Source organism: Acinetobacter sp. ANC_7513 (assembly GCF_056779915.1).
The window spans coordinates 199,035-219,827 of the sequence record NZ_JBWYIW010000002.1 but is presented as its reverse complement, the minus strand read 5'-3'; the positions used below and the strand labels follow the sequence as shown (position 1 = coordinate 219,827).

Genomic DNA, 20,793 nt, shown 5'->3' with positions numbered 1-20,793 from the left:
GAATGCTTTTGAGTTTTATTTACCGCTGTTGTCATGCCGGCTCCTGAACCTGATCTCCTTTTTTATTTTCTTCAGGAGTGTAGTTATTCGCGACAATCTCACCAAAAGGTCCAGTCAGATTCGGTTGAGTCAGTTTTTTGCGTGTTTCTAATGGTAGAAGAGGGAATACCAATTCAGCAAAACGAATTGATTCTTCAAGGTGCGGATAACCCGAGAAAATAAAGGTATTAATGCCTAAATCTGCATATTCTTGGATACGTGCCGCCACAGTTTCAGGGTCACCTACTAATGCCGTGCCTGCACCCCCACGGACGAGACCTACGCCAGCCCATAAGTTTGGTGACACTTCAAGTTTCGAGCGATCTCCATTATGAAGTTCAGCCATACGACGTTGACCAACAGAGTCCATTTGTTTAAATTTTTTCTGTGCCGCAGCGATGGTTTCATCATCAACATACTGAATTAATTCTTCAGCAGCTCTCCATGCTTCCTCGTTGGTTTCGCGGACGATGACATGTAAACGAATACCGTAATCTAGGGTGCGACCTTTAGCTGCCGCCTTAGCGCGGACATTTTCAATTTTTTCTTTAACCGCTGCTGGAGGCTCTCCCCAAGTTAAATAGGTATCTACTTGATCAGTTGCCAGTTCAACAGCATCATCAGAAGAACCACCAAACCACAATGGTGGATAAGGTTTTTGGACGGGTGGATATAATAATTTTGCATCATCCACGCTTAGACGTTCACCATGGAACGTGAAGCTTTCACCCGTATGAGAGCGTTTTAAAATTTCGCGCCAAATCGTAGTATATTCAGTCGCAGTTTTATAACGCGTTTTATGATCTTCATAGACGCCGTCACCTTTTAACTCTTGCTCATCACCACCAGTGACCAAGTTCAATAGAACACGGCCATTTGAAAGACGGTCAAAGGTTGCTGCCATACGTGCAGCCAGTGCAGGAGTGGTTACCCCTGGACGCAAAGCAACGAGAAATTTAAGATTTTTGGTGGCATCAATTAAACTTGCGGCAGTCAACCATGGATCTTCACAAGAACGACCAGTCGGGATAAGCACACCTTCATAACCTAGATTATCCACCGCCACAGCGATTTGTTTCATGTAGGCATGGTCGACAACACGTCCGCCTTTGCTTGTACCTAGGTAGCGACTATCACCATGAGTAGGAATAAACCAGAAAATTTTCATTACTTAAGTCCTTAATATGAGTTACTGACCAGTCCATACGACTTGGTTAATTTGTATCGGTTTAGGAATGATTTTGAGCTCAGCAAAGCGATCAGCCAGTTGTTGCTGATCTGCAATGACTTTCGCGGTTAAAGGTGCTGCATAAGATGGACGAGGTCGGCGCTGAACAAAGGTTTGGCTCACATTCGGCTTTAAACCTGTTGTTTTGGCAAAAATCGTTGCTGTAGTTTTTAAGTTCTTTTGAACCCATTTATCAGCAAGATTAATCTGTTCAATGACACCTGAAATCGCTTGAGGATGTTTGTCGATAAACTTGCCTGAAGCGAGATAGAACGTGTAATTCGGGCTCAGCCCTTGTCCAGTGGTCAAAACTTTTGCTTTATCTTCAAGTTCAGCAGCAGCGTAATACGGGTCCCAAATGGCCCATGCATCAACAGCACCTTTTTGGAATGCTGCGCGTGCATCAGCAGGACTTAACCAAATTGGTTTTACATCGCTCCATTGCAAACCTGCTTTTCGGACGGCTTGGACCAATAGATAATGTGAACTAGAGCCACGATGTACTGCGACACGCTTGCCTTTGAGGTGTTTAAGCTGAGTAATTTTGGATTTTTGCGGCACTAAGATTGCTGAAGAAAGAGGCTTCGCCGCCTCATAAGCAATGTAATGCAAAGGTTTGTTTCCTGCTTGAGCATAAACAGGGGGGGTATCACCTGTTGCACCAATATCCACTGAACCCACTGCAAGTGCTTCTAAAATTTGAGGACCACCAGGGAACTCATTCCATGTAATTTTGGCATTGGGAAATTCTTGCTCAAACAGTTTTTGCTGTTGAGCAATCACCAAATTTACGGAAGATTTTTGGAAGCCAATGCGTAATTCTTTCACTGAGGGATCAACAGCCCATGCAGCTGAGCAACCCAACATCGCACAGGCAAATAGCATCGTTGTCATTGAATGACTTGAGGTTTTAAACCAAGTGTGTGCTGTATTTCCTGATTGATGTTGAGTCATGTTCATCACCTTTTCATGTTGTTATTTGGGTGTAGGCGCAATAATTGCGGCCTGAATATTGATTTTGTTTGGAATTAACTTCTGTTGATGGAATACATCGGCAACTTTTTGCTGATGTTGAGCAACTTCAGTACTAATTGGATAAACGCCGAAGCTCATACGTCCAATTGAGGTTTGAAGAATTTTGAAATCTAGGCCTGTAGGCTTCACGAGCAGTTGAGCGGCTTCATCTTTATTGGAAGCAATCCAATCTGATGCTTCATTAAGTTCTTGAACAACGGTTTGTATAATTTCAGGATTCTGTTCAACGAACTTACGATCAGCCATATAGAACTGGTAGTTATTGGCATTCCCTTCGCCAGAAGCGAGAACACGTGCGCCGATTTGATGCTCTGCCGCTGCAAAGAACGGATCCCAGATTACCCATGCATCGACTGCACCGCGCTCAAATGCTGCGCGAGCATCCGATGGTGGTAGGTAAACCACTTCAATATCATCAAGCGTCAAATGATTCTTTTCTAAGATCTTCAAGAGAAGATAATGAACGTTAGAACCTTTGTTTAACGCTACACGCTTACCTTTAAGTTGTTGAATATCTTTGATGTTCGAATTTTTTTGAACAATCAACGCTTCAGCGCGTGGAGTCGCAGGTTGATTTGCGACATAAACCAAATTTGAATTCGCTGCTTGGGCAAAAATAGGGGGTGCTTCACCGACTTCACCAAATGAAACACTGCCGACATTCAAACCTTCTAACAGTTGTGGTCCACCTGGGAACTCTACCCATTTCACTTGAATGTTTTGATCCTTCAAAGCGGCTTCTAATTCACCACGTTCTTTAATCACGGGCAGTAAGCCATATTTTTGATAACCGATATTTAACACTTGGGTTTTATCTTCTTTTTTTGAGTCGCAACCAGTGAGTAGCAAAGCACCTGTTAACGCAGAAGACAAAATGAGTGTTTTTTTCCAAAGATTAGCGTTAAAGCTGCTCATATTGAAAATCCTGAAAACTTAAAAATAAAAAAAATCAAAAAAATAAATGCGTCATGTAACGCGCCTAAGTTAATGAATTTTCTATTTCGTAAAAAATAAGAATTCAGGAATTCCTAATGAATAAAAAAGATAAAATTAAAAGAGAAAAAAATATCTAAAAAAATGCAAAAGGCTCAATCTAAGAATAACGATATTTTTGTTTCTAAGTTTATGAAATATATAAATATATATTAAAATATTAAATTGTGATAAGGATATGATTTGTATGAATATATCGAATGATTGTGAAGATAGTTCACCTAGGAATATCGATATATAAAAGAAAGATAAAGCAGTTCATAAGGGTGCAATAAAAAAGCCACTTTAGAGTGGCTTTTTACAAACAATTGAGTTTCTTTGGAAATTATAAAGTGCCTGACGCGCTTGTGGTAAGTCATCCACCGATGCTTTGACAAACCCTTGTTCCAAAAACCAATGTGCGGTTCGTGTCGTAAGAATAAATAACTGTTGGATATTAGACTTTTTTGCTTTCTCTTCTAAATAGTGCAAGATTTGGCTACCACGATTTGATTTGCGGTAACTTGGATGTACTGCCACACAGGCTATTTCTGCAGAACGAATTTCATTTGATTCAGTTGGTATTGGATATAATGCTGCACAAGCCAGAACCATACCGTCACGTTCAATCACAGCGAAATGATCAATTTCATTTTCTAAGCGTTCTCTAGAGCGGTATACCAAAATGCCTTCTTGTTCTAATGGCCGTAATAAACTGATTAATCCACCGACATCCTGAATCGTCGCTGTGCGGACTTCTTCATAATGTGCATCGGTGATCATCGTGCCATGCCCATCACGAGTAAATAATTCTTCGATTAATGCACCATCATGTTCATAAGATAATAAATGAACGCGGTTAACGCCATTTAAAGAGGCTTCCTTGGCATTTTGTAAATGCAATGCCAATTCATAATTTTGCTCTAAAGCAACGTCAATATGTTGATCTAGCTGATGCGGGGTCACTTCGCGCAACAACTGCTGTGGGCTTTGCATTAAACCTTGTTCGGAACCGAGAAAAATGAGTTTATCGGCACCGAGTTGGATAGCTGTTTTGGTCGCCACTTCTTCAGCAAGCAAGTTATAAACTTCACCAGTGGTTGAATAACCTGAGGGGCCAAGCAATACAATATTGTGATTGTCCAAATGTTTTTGAATCGCATCTGCATCGACTGAACGCACTTCACCGGTAAGTTGAAAATCGATACCGTTACGAATGCCATAAGGTTTAGCTGTTATAAAATTACCAGATACCACATCAATGCGAGCACCATACATGGGTGAATTTGCAAGTCCCATAGACAATAAGGCTTCGATTTGTAAACGGATTGAGCCTACGGCAGACATGACCGCACCTAATGAGTCACGTGTTGTTACTCTACGATGATTATGAAAAGGGCTATCTAAATTCTTCTCAGCAAGATTTGCACTGATTTGTGGTCGTGCTCCATGAACCAGAATGAGTCGAATGCCGAGAGAATGTAAAAGGGCAATATCATGAATAATATGTTGAAAATTTGGTGATTGAACTGCTTCGCCGCCAAACATTAAAACGAAGGTTTTATTACGATGGGCGTTGATATACGGCGCTGAGTTTCGGAACCAATGCACATATTGCTGTGTCATATTTTGAGTTGTATCTATTGAGTCCGATTGCATGCATGTACCGATAGAAGCGGGAAGTGGTCATCAGATTCTAAACAAAAAAATGATTTTCCACACCTGCATTAAAATAAAGACATAAAAAAGCCCAAACTGAGTTTGGGCTGAGTGCAGGGAAGATCAATTTGAGAAGATCTAGGAATAAGCTTATCCGATGATACGCACGATGCGATCTGTACGCTCATTCACTAAGACATAGTCTCCATTAATTTTGTACCACTGCTGGTTACGCGCCGCTTTAGGTAGATTCTTCGCTTGTCGATCACTTAACTCAAATTTTGAAGAGTTGAATTGACGTGGTAACTGTTGACCTACTCGCCATTGACGGCTTGGATTTACATTTTGGAAGCCACGATTTTGTTCATAGCGGTCATGTTGATATTTCCCAGGCTGACCTTTATTCCAATGCGCTGGTGGTGGAGTTGGTTTTGAATAGTGACGACCATCGTCATGTGGACCAGCCATCGCAGATGTTGCCAATAAACCACTCATTGCTAATGTAAGTACTGATACTAACTTTTTCATGTGGGATACCTCTAACTTTGTTATTTATCCGATATCGCTAAAGTACAAAATGATTTGAGATAAACCGTGGAGAGATATAGTCAATTTGTGAAATGTATGAAGAAGTGATGAAGATGAATGATTAGGATTGAACTCAACAAAAAACCCGACATGAAGTCGGGTCGATTTAAACGTCAAAATTAATCTTGCTGGATTTTCAAAATGCTATTGCTGTTTGAATCCACCAGAATAAAGTCATTATTCACTTTGTACCATTGTTGGTTTTTACCAGGTTTTGGTAGGTTATGATCTTTATATTCGGTTTTATAACTATTGCCACGATAGTGTTGAGGCATGACGTAGCCAGTTTGCCATTTATGTTGACGTAAACGTTTTACGCCACGCTCTTCTCTGTTTTTACGACGATCTTGGAACTCTTGATCTGATGAAGCATCATATTGAGTACGTTTCTCAAATCCTTTACCACGTTCACGTGAACCTTTATCTTGGTAGTCATCAGAGTAAGGAGCAGCATTGGCAATATTTGCTGTAAATATTGCACTTAAAGATAATGTCAAAACTGTCATAATCTTTTTCATATTCCGCCCTCGTTGACCTTATAAATTGGGGTTCACACTAATGTACTGAAAAAATGCAGAGAAACTGTGAAGATAGAATGTAATTTAGATTAAAAATAACGAGATAATAAGAACATATTTTAATAGGAATGAAAATAGAAACCGATGCTTTAGCTGAGCAATCAATGCTTTGAGCAATTTTAAATTTTGAATCCTAATATGATTTTTAAATTGTAAATATTTTAATAACACAGAAGATGATTTTCTTTTAAATAAGAAAAATCATCTGATCCGTTTCATCTCAGTGCCACTGATTATGATATTCCTGCAATTGTTGAATAGCTTCGATAATGATCCACGCAGTTTCGGCATGATCTAAACCTTGAACTAATGAAGCATCCAACTGTAACTGTTCGATTGTTTGGATCGTTGATAATTTTCGAGCTTGGTCTGCCATATTATTTCCTTATAAAAGTGTTGAATTTCATGGCATTGATCATAGTTAAAATTTATAAATATAAAAAACCGAATATTTTTCTAAATTTAATCTGATTATTCGATTAATGTTCGAATCAAATGCTTAGAAGACAGCATAATTTTTTATATCGATAAACTTAGCGTATGTATAGACTTTTGTTATAGTAAGAACAATTTTAAAGCAACACTAGGAATAGGTTATGTCTGTCGCTCCGCGTATTGGGATTTTAGGTGCTGGTGGCCGTATGGGTCGTACATTGATTCAAGCAGTTCAAGATGCTGGTTATCAATTAGCAGCAGCGGTAGAGCGTCCAGGCAGTAGCCTTATTGGCGCGGATGCAGGCGAATTAGCGGGTATTGGTACACTTGGTGTGAAAGTCGTGGGTGATATCCAAGATGTTTTAAATGATTGCGATGTATTTATTGATTTTACTGCACCAGTTGCAACTGAACAGCATTTGAAACTGTGCCGTGAGGCTGGTGTTGCATTAGTGATCGGTACGACGGGAATGAACGATGAGCAAAAAGCATTTTTAGATGAAAGTGCAACGATTGCTCCTGTAGTGTACGCAGCAAACTACTCCGTAGGCGTGAATGTATCCATTAAACTTTTAGAATTAGCATCTAAAGTCTTTGGTGACAGTGTCGATATTGAAGTGATCGAAGCACATCATCGTCATAAAGTTGATGCGCCATCAGGTACTGCTTTAATGATGGGTGAGGCGATTGCTGATGCATTAGGTCGTGATTTGAAGCAAGATGCTGTGTATCACCGTGAAGGGCATACTGGTCCTCGTGAACGTCAAAGTATTGGTTTCCAAACCATTCGTGGTGGCGATATTGTGGGTGAACATACGGTAATGTTTATTGGTGAAGGTGAACGTGTAGAAATCACACATAAAGCCACGAATCGCATGAATTTTGCTGCAGGTGCAGTACGTGCCGCTGCTTGGGTTGTAGGTAAAGCACCGAAAAAATATGACATGAAAGACGTTTTAGGCTTCAACGATATCAAAGTTTAAGTTTAAAAATACTGCGTGATCATCTAAATAATAATGTTAAATATGAAGAATAAAAATGAAGAAAATTTCTATGATCTGCTTGCTTGTCAGTGCCATTGGCCTGACAAGCCAAGTTCAAGCCAATGAAGCCTCTCGACTCACCATTAACAAAAACAATATTAAAGTGTGGACGATGCAAAATCCTGATCATCCTGTGTTGTCCTATCGTGCTGAAACAGTAGTGGATGCTTCACTCGAAAGAGCAGTTGCAATAGTTTTGGATGTGGAAAATGCAAAATCATGGGTACCCAATGTCGGCTCAGCACAGGTGATTTCTCAAGATTTGAAGCAAGGGGAATTTAAACTCTACATGGTGTTAGATTTTCCATTTCCTTTGAAAGATCGAGATCTGATTGTGCAAGGGAAAATGTATAAGGATTCAAAAGGTATTATTCATATTAAGAATAAAGCTTCGCAAACGGGAAAATCGAAGAATCCTCAGTATATTCGCCTGCAACACTATGTTGGAGACTGGAGCTTTGAACAGATTGGACCGAATAAGGTAAAGGTCAGCACTTCAGGATATGCGGATCCAGAAGGTGCAATTCCACAAAGTGTGACCAATAAGTTTGTACAACAGCAGCCTTATCAAATGTTGCAAAAAATGAAAACTGAATTAGCAAAATCTCAATCTGCGCAGATATCGTTACCAGATATTTTGAAATAATGACGTTACATCAGTCATTTAATCATTTTTCAAAGTGTAAGCTGTAAATTGCTTTAACTCTGCTGCTTGAGGCAAATGAAAACTCAAAATTGGTTGCTTAGTCTTAGACGTCTGATCCAATAGAAAAACTTGATAGATTTGTTTTTTGGAATCATCACATTGAAAATTTAAATTTTTTTGTGTGGGGCTATTGAGCTTGACTGCATGATCAGAAGACACGGTGTAGAGGTAAATTTTCTGCTGATCTGGAGATTCAATACTTTTTGTAAAACGATAATGACTGTTGTGCGTCACTTTTAAGAATCCATCAATTAACGATGTACAAATAAATTTTTGCTCAAGTGCAGCTTGATCGATCGCATACTCTGGTTGGCAAGCTGTCATAAGTGTTACCAAGGGTAATATCAAATATAATTTATCGTTGTTCATGTGGCCTCCTGTGTTTTTTTAGCTGTAAGACCATCATAAATTTGCTAGGTTTATAGATACAGATACACACATTTTATAAAAATGAGCACAGTTCATGTTCCAGTATCAAATCTTAGCCAAACATATCAAACAGAAAATTCTGAGTGGAGAACTGTGTTCAGGACAGAAGCTCATTTCCCTTCGACAATTTTCAGCATTACATGCCGTCAGTTTAAATACAGCAAAAAATTGTTATGCATTATTGGAATCGGAAGGGCTCATCACTGTTAAAAATAAATCGGGTTATTTTGTTCAACATTTGAAATCCAGAAACGATCCGCCAGTATTGCCTTATCATCATGAATTTGAAGTTGAACCAAAGGATATCAGTAACTTAGATTTGCAAATTGAAATACAGGAGTCTTCAATCAATAACCGATCAATTCATTTAGGTGCAGTACAAATCTCTCCGAATCACGTGCCTGTAGATGCAATCCGAAAGTCAATTCAACGTGCTTTAAAACACAGTCAACCAGAAGATTTCCTTTACAGTAATCGACAAGGGCATTTGAGATTGAGACAAGCTTTATCAGACCATTGGGCTGAAGATGGTTTTTATATCAATCCAGACGAGATTTATATCACCAATGGCTGTATGGCTGCGTTATCACTCGTGGTTCAGCTCTTGACCAAGGAAGGGGATGGCATTGTGATTCCAACCCCAAATTTTAATGGTCAATTACAGTTGTTAGGGACACTGAAACGCAAGTTGATTGAGATACCTGCAAATGTGGATGGTTTTGATTTAGAACGCTTAGAAAGAGCAATGCAGCACCCCGATACCAAAGCCTGTCTATTGACTGTGAATTATCAAAATCCACTAGGATTTGAGCTTTCAAATCATGATAAACAGAAAATTGTGCAATTGGCTGAACAATATCAATGCTATGTGATTGAAGATGATATTTATGCTGAATGTAGTTTTAATTTACAAAGACCTTTACCGATTAAGCATTGGGATGAAGCAGGCTATGTCATTTTATGCAGTTCAATATCAAAATCATTGTCCAGCGCATATCGAGTAGGTTGGTTTTGTTTACCGCCGAGGCTTAAATATTTGCATCGTCAAATTGTCATTCAAAATGTCAGTGTGAATACACCTTTGCAATTGGCTTTGGCTGACCTGATGTATAGTAGAGCCTATCGTGAGCATCTACTCCGATTAAAACCAAAATTAAATCATCAAGTTGATGAATATCGACAAACGATATTAAGCGCTTTTCACGGGATTGACATTGGTTTAAGTCAGCCAGATGGTGGCTATGTTTTATGGCTGCAATTGCCGACACATATTGATGGTTTAGAACTCTATTATGCTGCACGTCAACATGGTATTAACATTGTTCCCGGAGATGTTTTTGGAGAAGAGCGCCGTTATAAAAATTATATTCGCTTAAATGCAGGGCATGAACTAACTCATGAAATTCATGACTCCATCGTGTTTTTAGCGGATTGGGTGAAACAAAAAATGAGGTCATCATCCCAAGCACCTTCTTAAAAAGATTATGGCGCTAAACTAAGCTTTTTAAAGCAGTGATTTTCATGATCATCAATCATTCCTACCGCTTGCAGATAAGAATAGATAATGGTTGGACCCACGAATTTAAAACCATTCTTTTTTAGAGTTTTAGACAGTTGCAGGCTTAATTCGCTTTGTGTTGGTGCTAAGCGATAGTCTGGCACAGAATGAACTTTGGGTTGATGCCCTACAAAACTCCATAGCCATTTGACCATATCAGGCATGATTTGGCGCATATTCAACCATGCTCGAGCATTATCTCGAATCGCCTTTAGTTTACCTAAATGACGAATTATGCCCGGATCTTGTGCTATTTCGATTAAATGTTCATCTGTAAAAGTCGCAATTTCTTCAATGGTGTATTGAAAGAAATGATGTCGATATCGCTCGCGTTTTTTTAAAACAATAATCCAAGCGAGTCCTGCTTGCTGACCTTCTAAACAGAGCATTTCAAATAAGGTGTGTTCATCATATAAAGGAACACCCCATTCTTGATCGTGATAATCAATATAAATCTGCTCATCGGAGCACCAGCTACAGCGTTGAATCGTCATGCGAATGCTCCGAAGTGATCAAATGGTAAAAGCAACCCACTGATCGTTTTGATTGTCCCAAAAGAACAACTCTGCTTGTTCTAAATCCGAAAAATTAATCCAGAAATCTTTACCTGCTTTATCTGCAAAACCAGTGCTAATCAACAGAGCTTCTTCGGTAATTTCCATAATCCAGCCCTGATGGCTTTGTCCATTTAAGACAATACGTTGTTGATTGCCAGATTCTGCAAATTCAACTAGACGATTAATCAAGGCTTCTGACATGAAAACTTCCTAAAAATAAAAACTTTAATTTAACGTAAATAAGGGTATGGATTGACAGGGCCTCGACCGCGACCATCTAAGTAAATTCCATAATGTAAATGAGGGGCAGTATGTCGAGCATTACCCGTATTGCCGACATAACCAATATGGTCACCTCGTCGCACGAAGTCACCCTCATTGAGACCTTTTTTATGCTGATCTAAATGCGCATAATAATGCCAAGAACCAGCGGGTCCTAAAATCCAAATGACTTTCCCACCCAGCTTATTATCGCGCATACTGCGAACAATTCCATCAGTTGCACTATAAACTTTTGTACCACGAGCCGCCAAGATATCAATGCCTTCATGTGTTCGACCGTGACTTCGTGATGCACCCCAAGTGTCTGTCAGTTGTCTCGCTTTTACACCTTGTACTGGGATAGGTAATTTTCGATCCAAAGGAAGCATATGTAAGCGAGCAACGAGGGTTGGATCAAGCGGCGTTTGTTTTGGAGGTTGACTACTGCAGGCGACAAGTAAAATAGCTACACTTAGGATGATGTAATGTCGCAAATACTTAGTCACTCGAACTCTTTGATATGATACAGCCACACTTATTTGAATCGACTATGTCACAATTTCACGGCTGAGATCAATTTTTTCATCGCAGTTGGAATGCCCATTTCTGTTACAACTTGTGGAGCGAGCCATTCACCTCCTAATTCTGTTTGGAGGTATTCCATCTGGTCGAGATCAACATGGAAAATATGTGCATTCAGTAACCAGGTAAAGTGGGTGAAACTGTGTGAAATTTGAGTTGGTAATTGATTACTCACCAAACCATATTGCTGAGTCAATTGACTAAATTCTGAAGTTTCATCAATGATGGGTAAGGTCCATAAACCACCCCATAAGCCTGAATGCGGACGTTGTTGCCATAACCATGTATTTTCAGTACTTCGCAGTAATAAAACATCCGCAGTCTTTATAGGCACTGCTTTTTTTGGCTTTTTAAATGGTAACTCTTGTGTCAGACCCTGCTTTAAAGCTTGGCATTCTGACTGCATTGGACAGTACAGGCAAAGTGGTTTTTTAGGAGTACAAATTGTTGCACCCAAATCCATAATGGCTTGCGTGTAATCATGGTTGCGTTGTTCAGGACAGAGTTGCTCCGCTAATTCCCACATTGCACGTTCATGGACAGGCTTTGATAAATCATCTTCAATGGCAAAGAAACGTGCTAAAACACGCTTAACATTTCCATCCATTATCACGCCGTATTTGCGTAATCCAAGTGACATCAATGCACCAGCAGTTGATCTACCTATTCCTGGCAGGGCCATCCAAGCTTCTAAAGTCTCTGGAAAATGTCCATTTTGACTTACGATTGTGGCTGCTTTATGCAGGTTGCGAGCACGCGCATAATAGCCTAGACCTGCCCAGTAAGGAGCAACTTCATCCCAAGTAGCACGACCTAAATCGGTGACCGTCGGAAAGCGCTCAATAAAACGATCATAGTATTTCAGAACAGTTTTCACTTGGGTTTGCTGCAACATAATTTCAGAGACCCAAACTTTGTAAGGATCATCTGCGACTTGCCATGGCAGGTCATGTCGACCATGTACATCAAACCAATCCAGTAACGCAGTTGAAAAAGAAAACATGAAAATACCATTAATACAATCTGTGCTCAGTATAACCAATCTAGGCAAAGACCTTTTAAAAAAGCATGAAAAAAGGCGCATATTGCGCCTTTTTGTAAAATCAACATTACTCTTGAATAATGCCCCAACGACTATCTAATTTAAGCGGTTGGTTTTTGTAACGAGGAATAATATGGATGTGTAAATGTTCCGACTCTTCATCGCCAAAAACTTTGCCATCATTAAAAGCGATATGAAAGCCTTCCGGATGATGACGGATTTTTAACTCGTTACGTGCCAGTTCTAACAACGACTGTAAACTTTTACGCTCTTTATCGGTAATTTCAAAAAAAGAACTCACATGACGTAAAGGAATAATAACGGAATGTCCTTTAGTCAACGGCTGCTGTTCTGGCAAAATCACACCGAATTCATTTTTATCAATCACATCATATTCATCGTGATTGCAATAAGTACATTGTTCACTCATCCTTATATTCCTCTTATATTTTATCTTCTTTCTTCAATAATCTTAGCGCTAATAAACTTTGAAAGTAATTAATCTAAGTGACGCGACAGTAACTCATACATCGCAGCTAAGCTTTTTTCCTCAGCTGCAGCGTTATAACCGAGATCTACACCATTGGCTTTTGCCCGTTCATCAGCTTGTGGATTGCTAAAACCGTGTTTTGCATCCTCAAAGATAATGACCTCATGCGGCACCTGAGCTGCAAACATTTCTTCTTTAAATTGTGCCACATCATCTAGCGTGACCATGCTATCTAGCTCACCATGCAAAACCAGAATTTCAGCTTTTACTTGACCTTGTTGAGCAGGTGTTTGCGCAGATAAATTAGCATGGAAGGTAGCAACTGCTTTTAAGTTCGCACCAGAGCGAGCAAGATCTAAAACAACTTTTCCGCCGTAACAAAAACCAATCGCAGCTAATCGAGTTGCGTCAACTTCAGGCTGTGCAGATAAAGTGTCTAACGCAGCTGTAGCGCGTTGTACAATCGTTTCAGGCTGTGCGAAAGTTTGCATCATCCACTCATTTGCTTGAGAAGCTTCAGTGGTTACCTTTTTGTCGCCGTACATATCAATGGCAAAAGCAGCATATCCTTGTTCTGCAAGTTCTCGAGCACGTTGTTCTGTATATTCATTACGACCCCACCACTCTGGGGCTACAATAATACCTGCAGCTCCTGAAGAGTTTTCAGGTGCGGCAAAATAACCAATCAATTGTGTACCATCTGCCGCTTTATACTGAATTTCTCTTGTTTGAATTGCTGAAGTCATTATTGAAAGTCCTTTCGTTTATGAAAATCAGCAAAGATTAAAGCATAAATGTTTTCCGAAGTGATGAATTTGCAATAAGAAAGTAAAATCAAATGTGAGAATTTATGAAAGATTGGAATATATAAAACGCGTATCAATGAACAGATAAAAAAGAAATAAAAAAAGAAGAAGGAGTACCTTCTTCTTTTCATCAATCTTGTGTTTTCAATTTAATCTAGTGATTTAGAACACTAGACTTTGCCTCTTGAGATAAAGCCTACAATTGCGAGAATCACTGCAATCACAAGTAAGATAATTGCGAAATCTTTAGATAAGCCTGCTACACCACCAAACCCTAGCAAACTTGCTATCAATGCAATCACTGCAAAAATAATCGCCCAACGGAACATTTTGATTCTCCATAAATTTTTATTAATGTTCATTCAGTATAAGAAAATAAACTGAGCAAAATGTATACAAAGGGTATTTTAACGTAGAGTATTGATATTCTTTAGTTAATCAACTGTAACTGAGATTGGTGAAATTTTATGAGAATTATTAGTGATATACTGACTCAAATTTTTGATATTTAGCTGAATCATGAGCACATCTTTACGCCCTGAATTTTGGAAACATTATTCACTGTTTGAAATGAACCAAGCAGAATGGGAGGCACTGTGTGATGGTTGTGGTATGTGTTGTTTGGTTAAATTAGAAGATGATGAAACCGAAGAAATCGCATATACCAAAGTTGCGTGCAAACTTCTAGATTGTCAGACGGGGCATTGTTCAGATTATGAAAATCGTCAGGTGCATGTACCTGACTGTATTCAGTTAACGCCTGAAAAATTACAACAAATACGATGGCTACCTTCGAGTTGTGCATATCGACGTATTAATGAAGGTAAAAAGCTACCGAATTGGCATCACTTGGTGACAGGCAATAAACAAAGTGTGATTAGTGCTCGAAAATCTGTAGCAGGTCGTTGTATATCTGAACAGCTTGTTAATGAAAATGAAATAGATGAATACATCGTGCGGTGGGTACGCTAGTACATTCAATTGCTAGACTACACATATTTTGTAATATAAAAACACTTTTAAAATGATCATTGCCGTTTAATCCTTGAGACTGATATTCAAGGATTTAAAAAGGGAAAGGCATGTTAAAAGCTGCAAAACTGATTTGGATTGTTGGTTTGAGCGGAATCATAATGGCGTGTCATGCCAATCAAAATAAAGCCACTGAAGCACAGAATCCGCAGGAATCAACAGTCAAAAACGAAAATTCAAAAGCTCAAGAACAACGATATCAAGTTGAAAAAATTGCTCTATTTAATGAACCATGGGCGATTGCAACTTTACCAAATGGTCAACTGTTAATTACAGAAAAGTCAGGCATACTTAAGTTGTTTGACCCACAATCAAAACGTAGTTTTAACGTGGCTGGTGTGCCTCAAGTTGCTTATGGCGGACAAGGTGGGTTAGGTGATGTTTCGATTCATCCTAATTTCAATAATAACGCTTGGTTATATCTCAGTTATGCCGAAGAAAAAAATGGATTATTTGGTGCAGTGGTAATCCGAGCGAAATTGGATTTATCGAATATCGAAGCACCGAAACTGACGGATATCGAACGCATATGGGAGCAAGTCCCTAAAGTGTCGGGTCAGGGGCATTATGCACATCGTATAGTGTTTGACCAGCAAGCGAATTTATGGATTAGTTCAGGGGAACGGCAGAAGTTTCAGCCTGCACAAGATATGCAGTCTAATCTAGGTAAAATTGTATATTTGTATGATGATGGTCGTGCTCAAGAATCTAATCCATTTGCCAAACAAGGTGGTGTCTCAGCGCAGATTTGGAGTTTAGGTCATCGTAATCCTTTAGGTATGGCATTCGATCATCAAAATCGTTTGTGGGTGGCAGAAATGGGCCCTAAAGGTGGTGATGAGTTCAATCTTATTGAAAAAGGTAAGAATTATGGCTATCCAATTGTATCTAATGGTGATCACTATGATGGTAAACAGATTCCGAATCATGAAACGCGACCTGAATTTATAGCCCCTAAACTTGATTGGTCTCCAGTGATTTCACCCTCGAGTCTGATTTTTTATAAATCTAACTATTTTCCACAATGGAAGAACAAAGCCTTAATCGGTGGATTATCATCGAAAGCCATTATTGTGGTAGATCCACAATCTGAACCTGTACGAGAAATTCAGCGCTTGGATATGGGGGTTCGAGTACGAGACTTGCATGAAGCAAAGGATGGCACAATTTGGGGAATAGAAGATGGACCGCAAGCTTATTTATTCAAATTAAAACCAAAACTCGAATCTGAGTAAAATGAAAAATGTTGAATAGTGATGGTTGTTTTGACTATTAATATTGGAATTTGACTATTACATAGTAGACTAGTCAACAGCACTTTGAGATCTATAAAAAATATGTCCGATACACAAATTCCGCTACCTGAACGCTTACGTCCACGTGATTTGTCTGAGATTATCGGACAAGATCATTTACTTGGTGAAGACGCACCTTTACGTCAAATGATTGACCAAGGACATTTACCTTCGATTATTTTTTGGGGGCCTCCAGGGGTCGGCAAGACCACCATTGCGCTATTGTTAGCTCAAGCTGTAGATCGTACTTTTATTAGCTTGTCTGCACTCAACACTGGTGTTAAAGAGCTTCGAGAAATTATTGGGGAAAGTGGCGATCTCATTGTGCCAGTGGTTTTTATTGATGAAATTCATCGCTTTAATAAATCTCAACAAGATGCCTTACTGAGCGCAGTAGAAAAAGGCAAGATTACTCTGGTTGGTGCAACCACAGAAAATCCTTCTTTTGAAGTCAATAATGCTTTGTTGTCGCGCTGTCAGGTGTATACGCTGAATGCATTATCTGAGCATGATATTCAACATTTAATTGAACGTGCACTCAAGCAAGACCAATTTTTGAAAGACCGTCATATTCACATCGAAGAATATGATGCATTAATTCAATTTGCCGCAGGCGATGCTCGTAAAGCACTCAATTTATTGGATCTCATTGCGAGCACATTTGAAGCAGATGTTGAAAATATTGTCACCAATGCCATCGTGGTAAAAGTAGCTCAACAAAATATTGCGCGATATGACAAATCTGGTGAGCAGCACTATGATTTAGTCTCAGCTTTCATTAAATCAATTCGTGGAAGTGATCCTGACGCTGCACTATATTGGATGGCGAGAATGTTAAAGGGGGGGGAAGATCCAGTCTTTATTGCGCGTCGGATGTTGATAGCCGCTTCGGAAGATATTGGAAATTCTAATCCTAATGCGTTGTTATTGGCTGGGGAGTGTTTTAGGTCCGTTCAAGCGGTTGGGATGCCAGAATGCCGTATTATTTTAGGACAATGTGCAGTGTATTTGGCCACAAGCGCGAAAAGTAACAGCACTTACTTAGCAATCAATAAAGCATTAGAGTTGGCTGAACGTACGTCAAATCTTCCAGTTCCATTGCATTTAAGAAATGCTCCAACCAAGTTAATGAAAGAGCAGGGATATGGTGTAGATTACTTATATCCACATCACTATCCAGAACATTTCGTGTTGCAGGATTATATGCCTCCAGAGCTGAAAGGCACCAAATTGTACGAATCAGCTCGTAATAAGCGTGAAGTCGAAGCAGAGCGTTTACAGCAGCGACGTTGGCAGCAAGAGCAGCAACAACAATAAAAAAAGCCCAGTTCTATGGGAAGCTGGGCGAAAAGCGATTCATCTGGTCGGCAACTACAGTCTCTCTCTTGAGCCACCAACTCCTGTAGTTGCCTGGTATAAAAATATATTAGTTGAACTTAGTAATATTGTAAAAACGATCATTTTAATAAATAGCATTAATTTATTCGATTAATGGGTGTAAATTTAAAAACAAAAACAACAATTGAGTTTTTTAATGATCAAGACCCCAGATTTGTCATCTTATTTAAATATCGATTCGATAAATTAATAGCATTACCAATGAGGAGAGAGCATTGGTAATGCTACTTAACAAAAATAATGAATGTATAACAACAATTTGAAAATATAAAAATAATATCAACAGATACAAAAAAGCCGAGTCATATGACTCGGCTTCATTTTATCTAAATTTTGATTTAGATATCAGAAAGGTCAACACCGATACGTGTCGCAACTTCTTCATATGCTTCAACCACACCACCTAAACCTTGGCGGAAACGGTCTTTATCTAATTTTTTCTTGGTATCTTTGTCCCATAGACGGCAACCATCTGGAGAGAATTCATCACCAAGAACGATACGATCATGGAACACACCAAATTCAAGTTTAAAATCAACTAAAAGCATGTTGCCTTGAGCAAAAAGATCTTTTAACACCACGTTTACTTGGTGAGTTAACTCTTTCATACGCTCAAGTTGTTCAGCAGTAGCCCAACCTAAAGCAATTGCTTGAGATTCATTCACCATTGGGTCGCCCAAAGCGTCATCTTTGAAAAATAATTCAAATGTAGGTGGTGTAAGTTCTAAACCTTCTTCAACACCCAAACGACGGCAAAGCGAACCAGCTGCATAGTTACGGATTACACATTCAACTGGAATCATGTTTAACTTTTTAACCAAAACTTCGTTTGGTGTTAAAAGTTTTTCGAAATGAGTTTCGATACCTGCAGCTGCAAGTTTTTCCATGATAAAGGCGTTAAAACGGTTGTTCACCTTACCTTTGCGATCTAGCTGTTCGATTTTTTCGCCATTAAATGCTGAGGCATCATCACGAAAGACTAAAATCAGGTGGTCTGCACTATCGGTTTCATAAACGGATTTAGCTTTACCAGTATAGAGCAAGGTTTGTTTTAACATGGTGGAACCTTTTTCAGAAAAAATATGCCTAGAACGACTAGGCTGGCCAGTTTTGATAAATCTGGGTTAACAGGCTCGCAGCTTTTTGTTTGTCTGCAAACGCGTTAGTTGGGGTAAACACGGCCAAGGTATGACTCGAACCTACAGATGTCAGTTTAAGCACTAAACTTTCACCATCCACTTGAATTGTCGCGGAATGGTGATTCTTAGGTTGATTGACAAAGTTGTAGTTGAGGCTACTGAGGGTGGCGATTGTGTATTGCCAAATTGTAGCAGAATTTCCGTCAATTTTGATCAACGGATTGCCATTTCCATCAGTTAAAAGTTGTGGACGACCGACAGCAGTTGATTGTTCACTCTCAACAGGATTAGAAACGGTTGGTGCCACATTAGGACGAGGTAGCTCAAAACGATTACCTCGCTTATTAACCATTTGTGGCGCATTGTCTATTGCAAGCTGTTCAACAACAGGCGCTGGATAAAGCGGTGTTGCTGGTCTAACCATTGAACCTTCAGGGAATTTAAGCGGGGCTTGTGCAGTAGATTTTTTATAATCGAGTGAACCATTATCGATACCAATCGTACTACAACCGACCATGCTGAGGGCTGAAAGGGCAAGGGGTAAACCAAAACGTAGTTGCATAGTTGTTAAACTCTTCTTTAAATAATGCTCGCAGCTTTTAATGCATCACGCAGTGAAGCTCGATATTGTTCTGCTAATGGAGTAAGTGGTAAACGGATACCTGTACCAATTAATCCCATTTCATGAAGTGCCCATTTCACAGGAATTGGGTTTGATTCACAAAATAGAATTTCGTGTAAATTTGCAACTTGATCATTAATTGCTTTTGCTTGAGCTGCATTACCCACTAAACCAGCGGCACACACTTGGCTCATTTGCTTTGGAGCAACGTTAGCGGTCACAGAAATATTACCTTTCGCACCATGCTCAATCAGTTGATATGCTGTTGCATCATCACCTGAATAGACCACCATATCTTTGCCTTCAAGTGCTTTTAAAAGCTCAGCACCGCGAGGAACATCACCTGTTGCATCTTTAATCCCTACGATTTGAGGAATATCAGCAAGACGAACTACAGTTTCATTGCTCATATCAACGCCAGTACGGCCAGGTACGTTATAAAGAATTTGCGGTAAATCAACAGCTTCAGCAATTGCTTTGTAATGCTGATACAAGCCTTCTTGAGTCGGTTTGTTATAATATGGCGTTACTAAAAGTGCAGCATCTGCACCAAGCTCTTTAGCTTCTTTGGTAAGCTCAATCGCTTCATGCGTTGAGTTTGCGCCTGTGCCGGCAATAATTGGAATGCGTTTATTGGCTACACGAATGATTTCTTTGATCACTTGAGTGTGTTCAGCCATGCTTAAGGTCGAAGCTTCACCTGTTGTTCCCACGGCAACGATACTGTTTGTACCTTGTTCAATGTGCCATTCAACAAGCTTCTCGAGACCCTTCCAATCAACAGTTCCATCTTCAAACATTGGAGTGACGATTGCGACGATTGAGCCTTGAATTACCTGAGCTTGCTGAGTAGTCATTTTAAAACACGATCCTATTTTTCCATCCAGTGAAGGTTGAGAAGCGAAGTTTGGATGGGTATGTATTTTGATTTATATCACGATCCAATATGCCTGCATACTGGATAATGCGTATGCAAATTATGAACTAAGCTACCAATAAGAACAATATGAATTCACTTCAGTCAAAAAAAAGTTTAGTTAAAACAAGTAACTTTTTTTAAAAAAAACAATTTTAAGACCTTATGGTTAGGCATTTAAATTACAGTGAAGATAGATGTTCGTCTATGAAAGTATTGCGGATAAAAATGAAAATTCGAACTAAAATCTGACCAATTTACCCTGAATTAATAGCTTATATCACTTACATCAGATTTAAGATGTATGTATATAAAGGTGAATAAACTAATAATTTTTAAATTATGTGATTATTATAATTTATAAAACGTCTTAATTTTTTTAC

The 20,793-nt window shown here is 39.2% G+C and carries 24 protein-coding genes; 6 read left to right on the top strand and 18 right to left on the bottom strand.

The window, feature by feature from the left end; translation table 11 throughout:
* Positions 1-31: 31 nt before the first annotated feature.
* The 7 genes from ssuD to AC1M9B_RS04985 all read right to left on the bottom strand — a co-directional run bounded on the left by ssuD (position 32) and on the right by AC1M9B_RS04985 (position 6,475).
* A complete protein-coding gene (gene ssuD, locus AC1M9B_RS05015; protein WP_180000329.1) occupies positions 32-1,207 on the bottom strand; it encodes an FMNH2-dependent alkanesulfonate monooxygenase in 1,176 nt (391 codons plus the stop codon).
* Positions 1,208-1,228: 21 nt separating this feature from the next.
* Positions 1,229-2,221: a sulfonate ABC transporter substrate-binding protein gene (locus AC1M9B_RS05010; RefSeq protein WP_481591998.1), complete on the bottom strand. Its 993-nt coding sequence runs from the start codon at positions 2,219-2,221 to the stop codon at positions 1,229-1,231.
* 21 nt (positions 2,222-2,242) lie between these two features.
* A complete protein-coding gene (locus AC1M9B_RS05005) occupies positions 2,243-3,217 on the bottom strand; it encodes a sulfonate ABC transporter substrate-binding protein (protein ID WP_481591997.1) in 975 nt (324 codons plus the stop codon).
* Between the two features lie 363 nt (positions 3,218-3,580).
* Positions 3,581-4,933, bottom strand: a complete 1,353-nt coding sequence (gene argA / locus AC1M9B_RS05000) for an amino-acid N-acetyltransferase (protein WP_035264904.1) — start codon at positions 4,931-4,933, stop codon at positions 3,581-3,583.
* A gap of 150 nt (positions 4,934-5,083) precedes the next feature.
* Positions 5,084-5,461, bottom strand: a complete 378-nt coding sequence (locus AC1M9B_RS04995; RefSeq protein WP_035264902.1) for an RcnB family protein — start codon at positions 5,459-5,461, stop codon at positions 5,084-5,086.
* A 179-nt stretch (positions 5,462-5,640) separates the two neighbouring features.
* Complete coding sequence (locus tag AC1M9B_RS04990; protein ID WP_092766593.1) at positions 5,641-6,039, bottom strand: RcnB family protein; 399 nt, start codon at positions 6,037-6,039, stop codon at positions 5,641-5,643.
* Positions 6,040-6,319: 280 nt separating this feature from the next.
* A complete protein-coding gene (locus AC1M9B_RS04985) occupies positions 6,320-6,475 on the bottom strand; it encodes a hypothetical protein (RefSeq protein ID WP_171076739.1) in 156 nt (51 codons plus the stop codon).
* 220 nt (positions 6,476-6,695) lie between these two features.
* On the opposite strand from AC1M9B_RS04985, the gene dapB reads away from it, so the two are divergent.
* Both dapB and AC1M9B_RS04975 read left to right on the top strand, forming a co-directional pair.
* Complete coding sequence (dapB, locus tag AC1M9B_RS04980) at positions 6,696-7,517, top strand: 4-hydroxy-tetrahydrodipicolinate reductase (RefSeq protein WP_035264896.1); 822 nt, start codon at positions 6,696-6,698, stop codon at positions 7,515-7,517.
* Positions 7,518-7,572: 55 nt separating this feature from the next.
* Complete coding sequence (locus tag AC1M9B_RS04975; RefSeq protein WP_481608688.1) at positions 7,573-8,223, top strand: START domain-containing protein; 651 nt, start codon at positions 7,573-7,575, stop codon at positions 8,221-8,223.
* 18 nt (positions 8,224-8,241) lie between these two features.
* Here AC1M9B_RS04975 and AC1M9B_RS04970 read toward each other — a convergent pair whose 3' ends face one another.
* Positions 8,242-8,652, bottom strand: coding sequence for a hypothetical protein (locus tag AC1M9B_RS04970; protein ID WP_481608687.1), 411 nt, complete (start codon positions 8,650-8,652; stop codon positions 8,242-8,244).
* Between the two features lie 94 nt (positions 8,653-8,746).
* Between AC1M9B_RS04970 and AC1M9B_RS04965 the strand changes: the two genes are divergently transcribed.
* Positions 8,747-10,189 (top strand): aminotransferase-like domain-containing protein, encoded by a 1,443-nt coding sequence (locus AC1M9B_RS04965; RefSeq protein ID WP_481608686.1) that lies wholly within the window; start codon positions 8,747-8,749, stop codon positions 10,187-10,189.
* A gap of 5 nt (positions 10,190-10,194) precedes the next feature.
* Here the strand turns inward: AC1M9B_RS04965 and AC1M9B_RS04960 are convergent, their stop codons facing one another.
* From AC1M9B_RS04960 to AC1M9B_RS04930, 7 genes are all read right to left on the bottom strand, one after another.
* Entirely contained in the window at positions 10,195-10,764 is a 570-nt protein-coding gene (locus tag AC1M9B_RS04960) for a DNA-3-methyladenine glycosylase I (RefSeq protein WP_481608685.1), read from the bottom strand.
* 18 nt (positions 10,765-10,782) lie between these two features.
* A complete protein-coding gene (locus tag AC1M9B_RS04955; RefSeq protein ID WP_035264881.1) occupies positions 10,783-11,028 on the bottom strand; it encodes a hypothetical protein in 246 nt (81 codons plus the stop codon).
* A gap of 29 nt (positions 11,029-11,057) precedes the next feature.
* Positions 11,058-11,582, bottom strand: coding sequence for a M23 family metallopeptidase (locus AC1M9B_RS04950; RefSeq protein ID WP_035264946.1), 525 nt, complete (start codon positions 11,580-11,582; stop codon positions 11,058-11,060).
* Between the two features lie 59 nt (positions 11,583-11,641).
* Positions 11,642-12,673 carry an A/G-specific adenine glycosylase gene (gene mutY, locus AC1M9B_RS04945; protein WP_035264874.1) on the bottom strand — a complete coding sequence of 344 codons (1,032 nt, stop codon included), beginning with the start codon at positions 12,671-12,673 and terminating at the stop codon, positions 11,642-11,644.
* A 106-nt stretch (positions 12,674-12,779) separates the two neighbouring features.
* Positions 12,780-13,148 carry an HIT family protein gene (locus AC1M9B_RS04940; RefSeq protein WP_265596980.1) on the bottom strand — a complete coding sequence of 123 codons (369 nt, stop codon included), beginning with the start codon at positions 13,146-13,148 and terminating at the stop codon, positions 12,780-12,782.
* A 62-nt stretch (positions 13,149-13,210) separates the two neighbouring features.
* Positions 13,211-13,948 (bottom strand): dienelactone hydrolase family protein, encoded by a 738-nt coding sequence (locus tag AC1M9B_RS04935; protein ID WP_481591992.1) that lies wholly within the window; start codon positions 13,946-13,948, stop codon positions 13,211-13,213.
* Positions 13,949-14,178: 230 nt separating this feature from the next.
* Entirely contained in the window at positions 14,179-14,337 is a 159-nt protein-coding gene (locus AC1M9B_RS04930; protein WP_035264869.1) for a DUF1328 domain-containing protein, read from the bottom strand.
* A gap of 190 nt (positions 14,338-14,527) precedes the next feature.
* Between AC1M9B_RS04930 and AC1M9B_RS04925 the strand changes: the two genes are divergently transcribed.
* From AC1M9B_RS04925 to AC1M9B_RS04915, 3 genes are all read left to right on the top strand, one after another.
* Complete coding sequence (locus AC1M9B_RS04925; RefSeq protein WP_481591991.1) at positions 14,528-14,980, top strand: YcgN family cysteine cluster protein; 453 nt, start codon at positions 14,528-14,530, stop codon at positions 14,978-14,980.
* Positions 14,981-15,090: 110 nt separating this feature from the next.
* Positions 15,091-16,275: a PQQ-dependent sugar dehydrogenase gene (locus AC1M9B_RS04920; RefSeq protein ID WP_481591990.1), complete on the top strand. Its 1,185-nt coding sequence runs from the start codon at positions 15,091-15,093 to the stop codon at positions 16,273-16,275.
* Between the two features lie 102 nt (positions 16,276-16,377).
* Entirely contained in the window at positions 16,378-17,652 is a 1,275-nt protein-coding gene (locus AC1M9B_RS04915; protein WP_092766586.1) for a replication-associated recombination protein A, read from the top strand.
* A 419-nt stretch (positions 17,653-18,071) separates the two neighbouring features.
* On the opposite strand, the gene purC is transcribed toward AC1M9B_RS04915, so the two are convergent.
* The 3 genes from purC to dapA are packed head-to-tail and all read right to left on the bottom strand — an operon-like array spanning position 18,072 to position 20,351.
* On the bottom strand, positions 18,072-18,791 hold the full coding sequence (gene purC / locus AC1M9B_RS04910; protein WP_092766585.1) for a phosphoribosylaminoimidazolesuccinocarboxamide synthase: 720 nt from the start codon (positions 18,789-18,791) through the stop codon (positions 18,072-18,074).
* A gap of 37 nt (positions 18,792-18,828) precedes the next feature.
* Positions 18,829-19,434: a lipoprotein-34 precursor (NlpB) gene (locus tag AC1M9B_RS04905; protein ID WP_481591989.1), complete on the bottom strand. Its 606-nt coding sequence runs from the start codon at positions 19,432-19,434 to the stop codon at positions 18,829-18,831.
* 17 nt (positions 19,435-19,451) lie between these two features.
* Complete coding sequence (gene dapA, locus AC1M9B_RS04900; protein ID WP_092766583.1) at positions 19,452-20,351, bottom strand: 4-hydroxy-tetrahydrodipicolinate synthase; 900 nt, start codon at positions 20,349-20,351, stop codon at positions 19,452-19,454.
* Positions 20,352-20,793 lie beyond the last annotated feature (442 nt).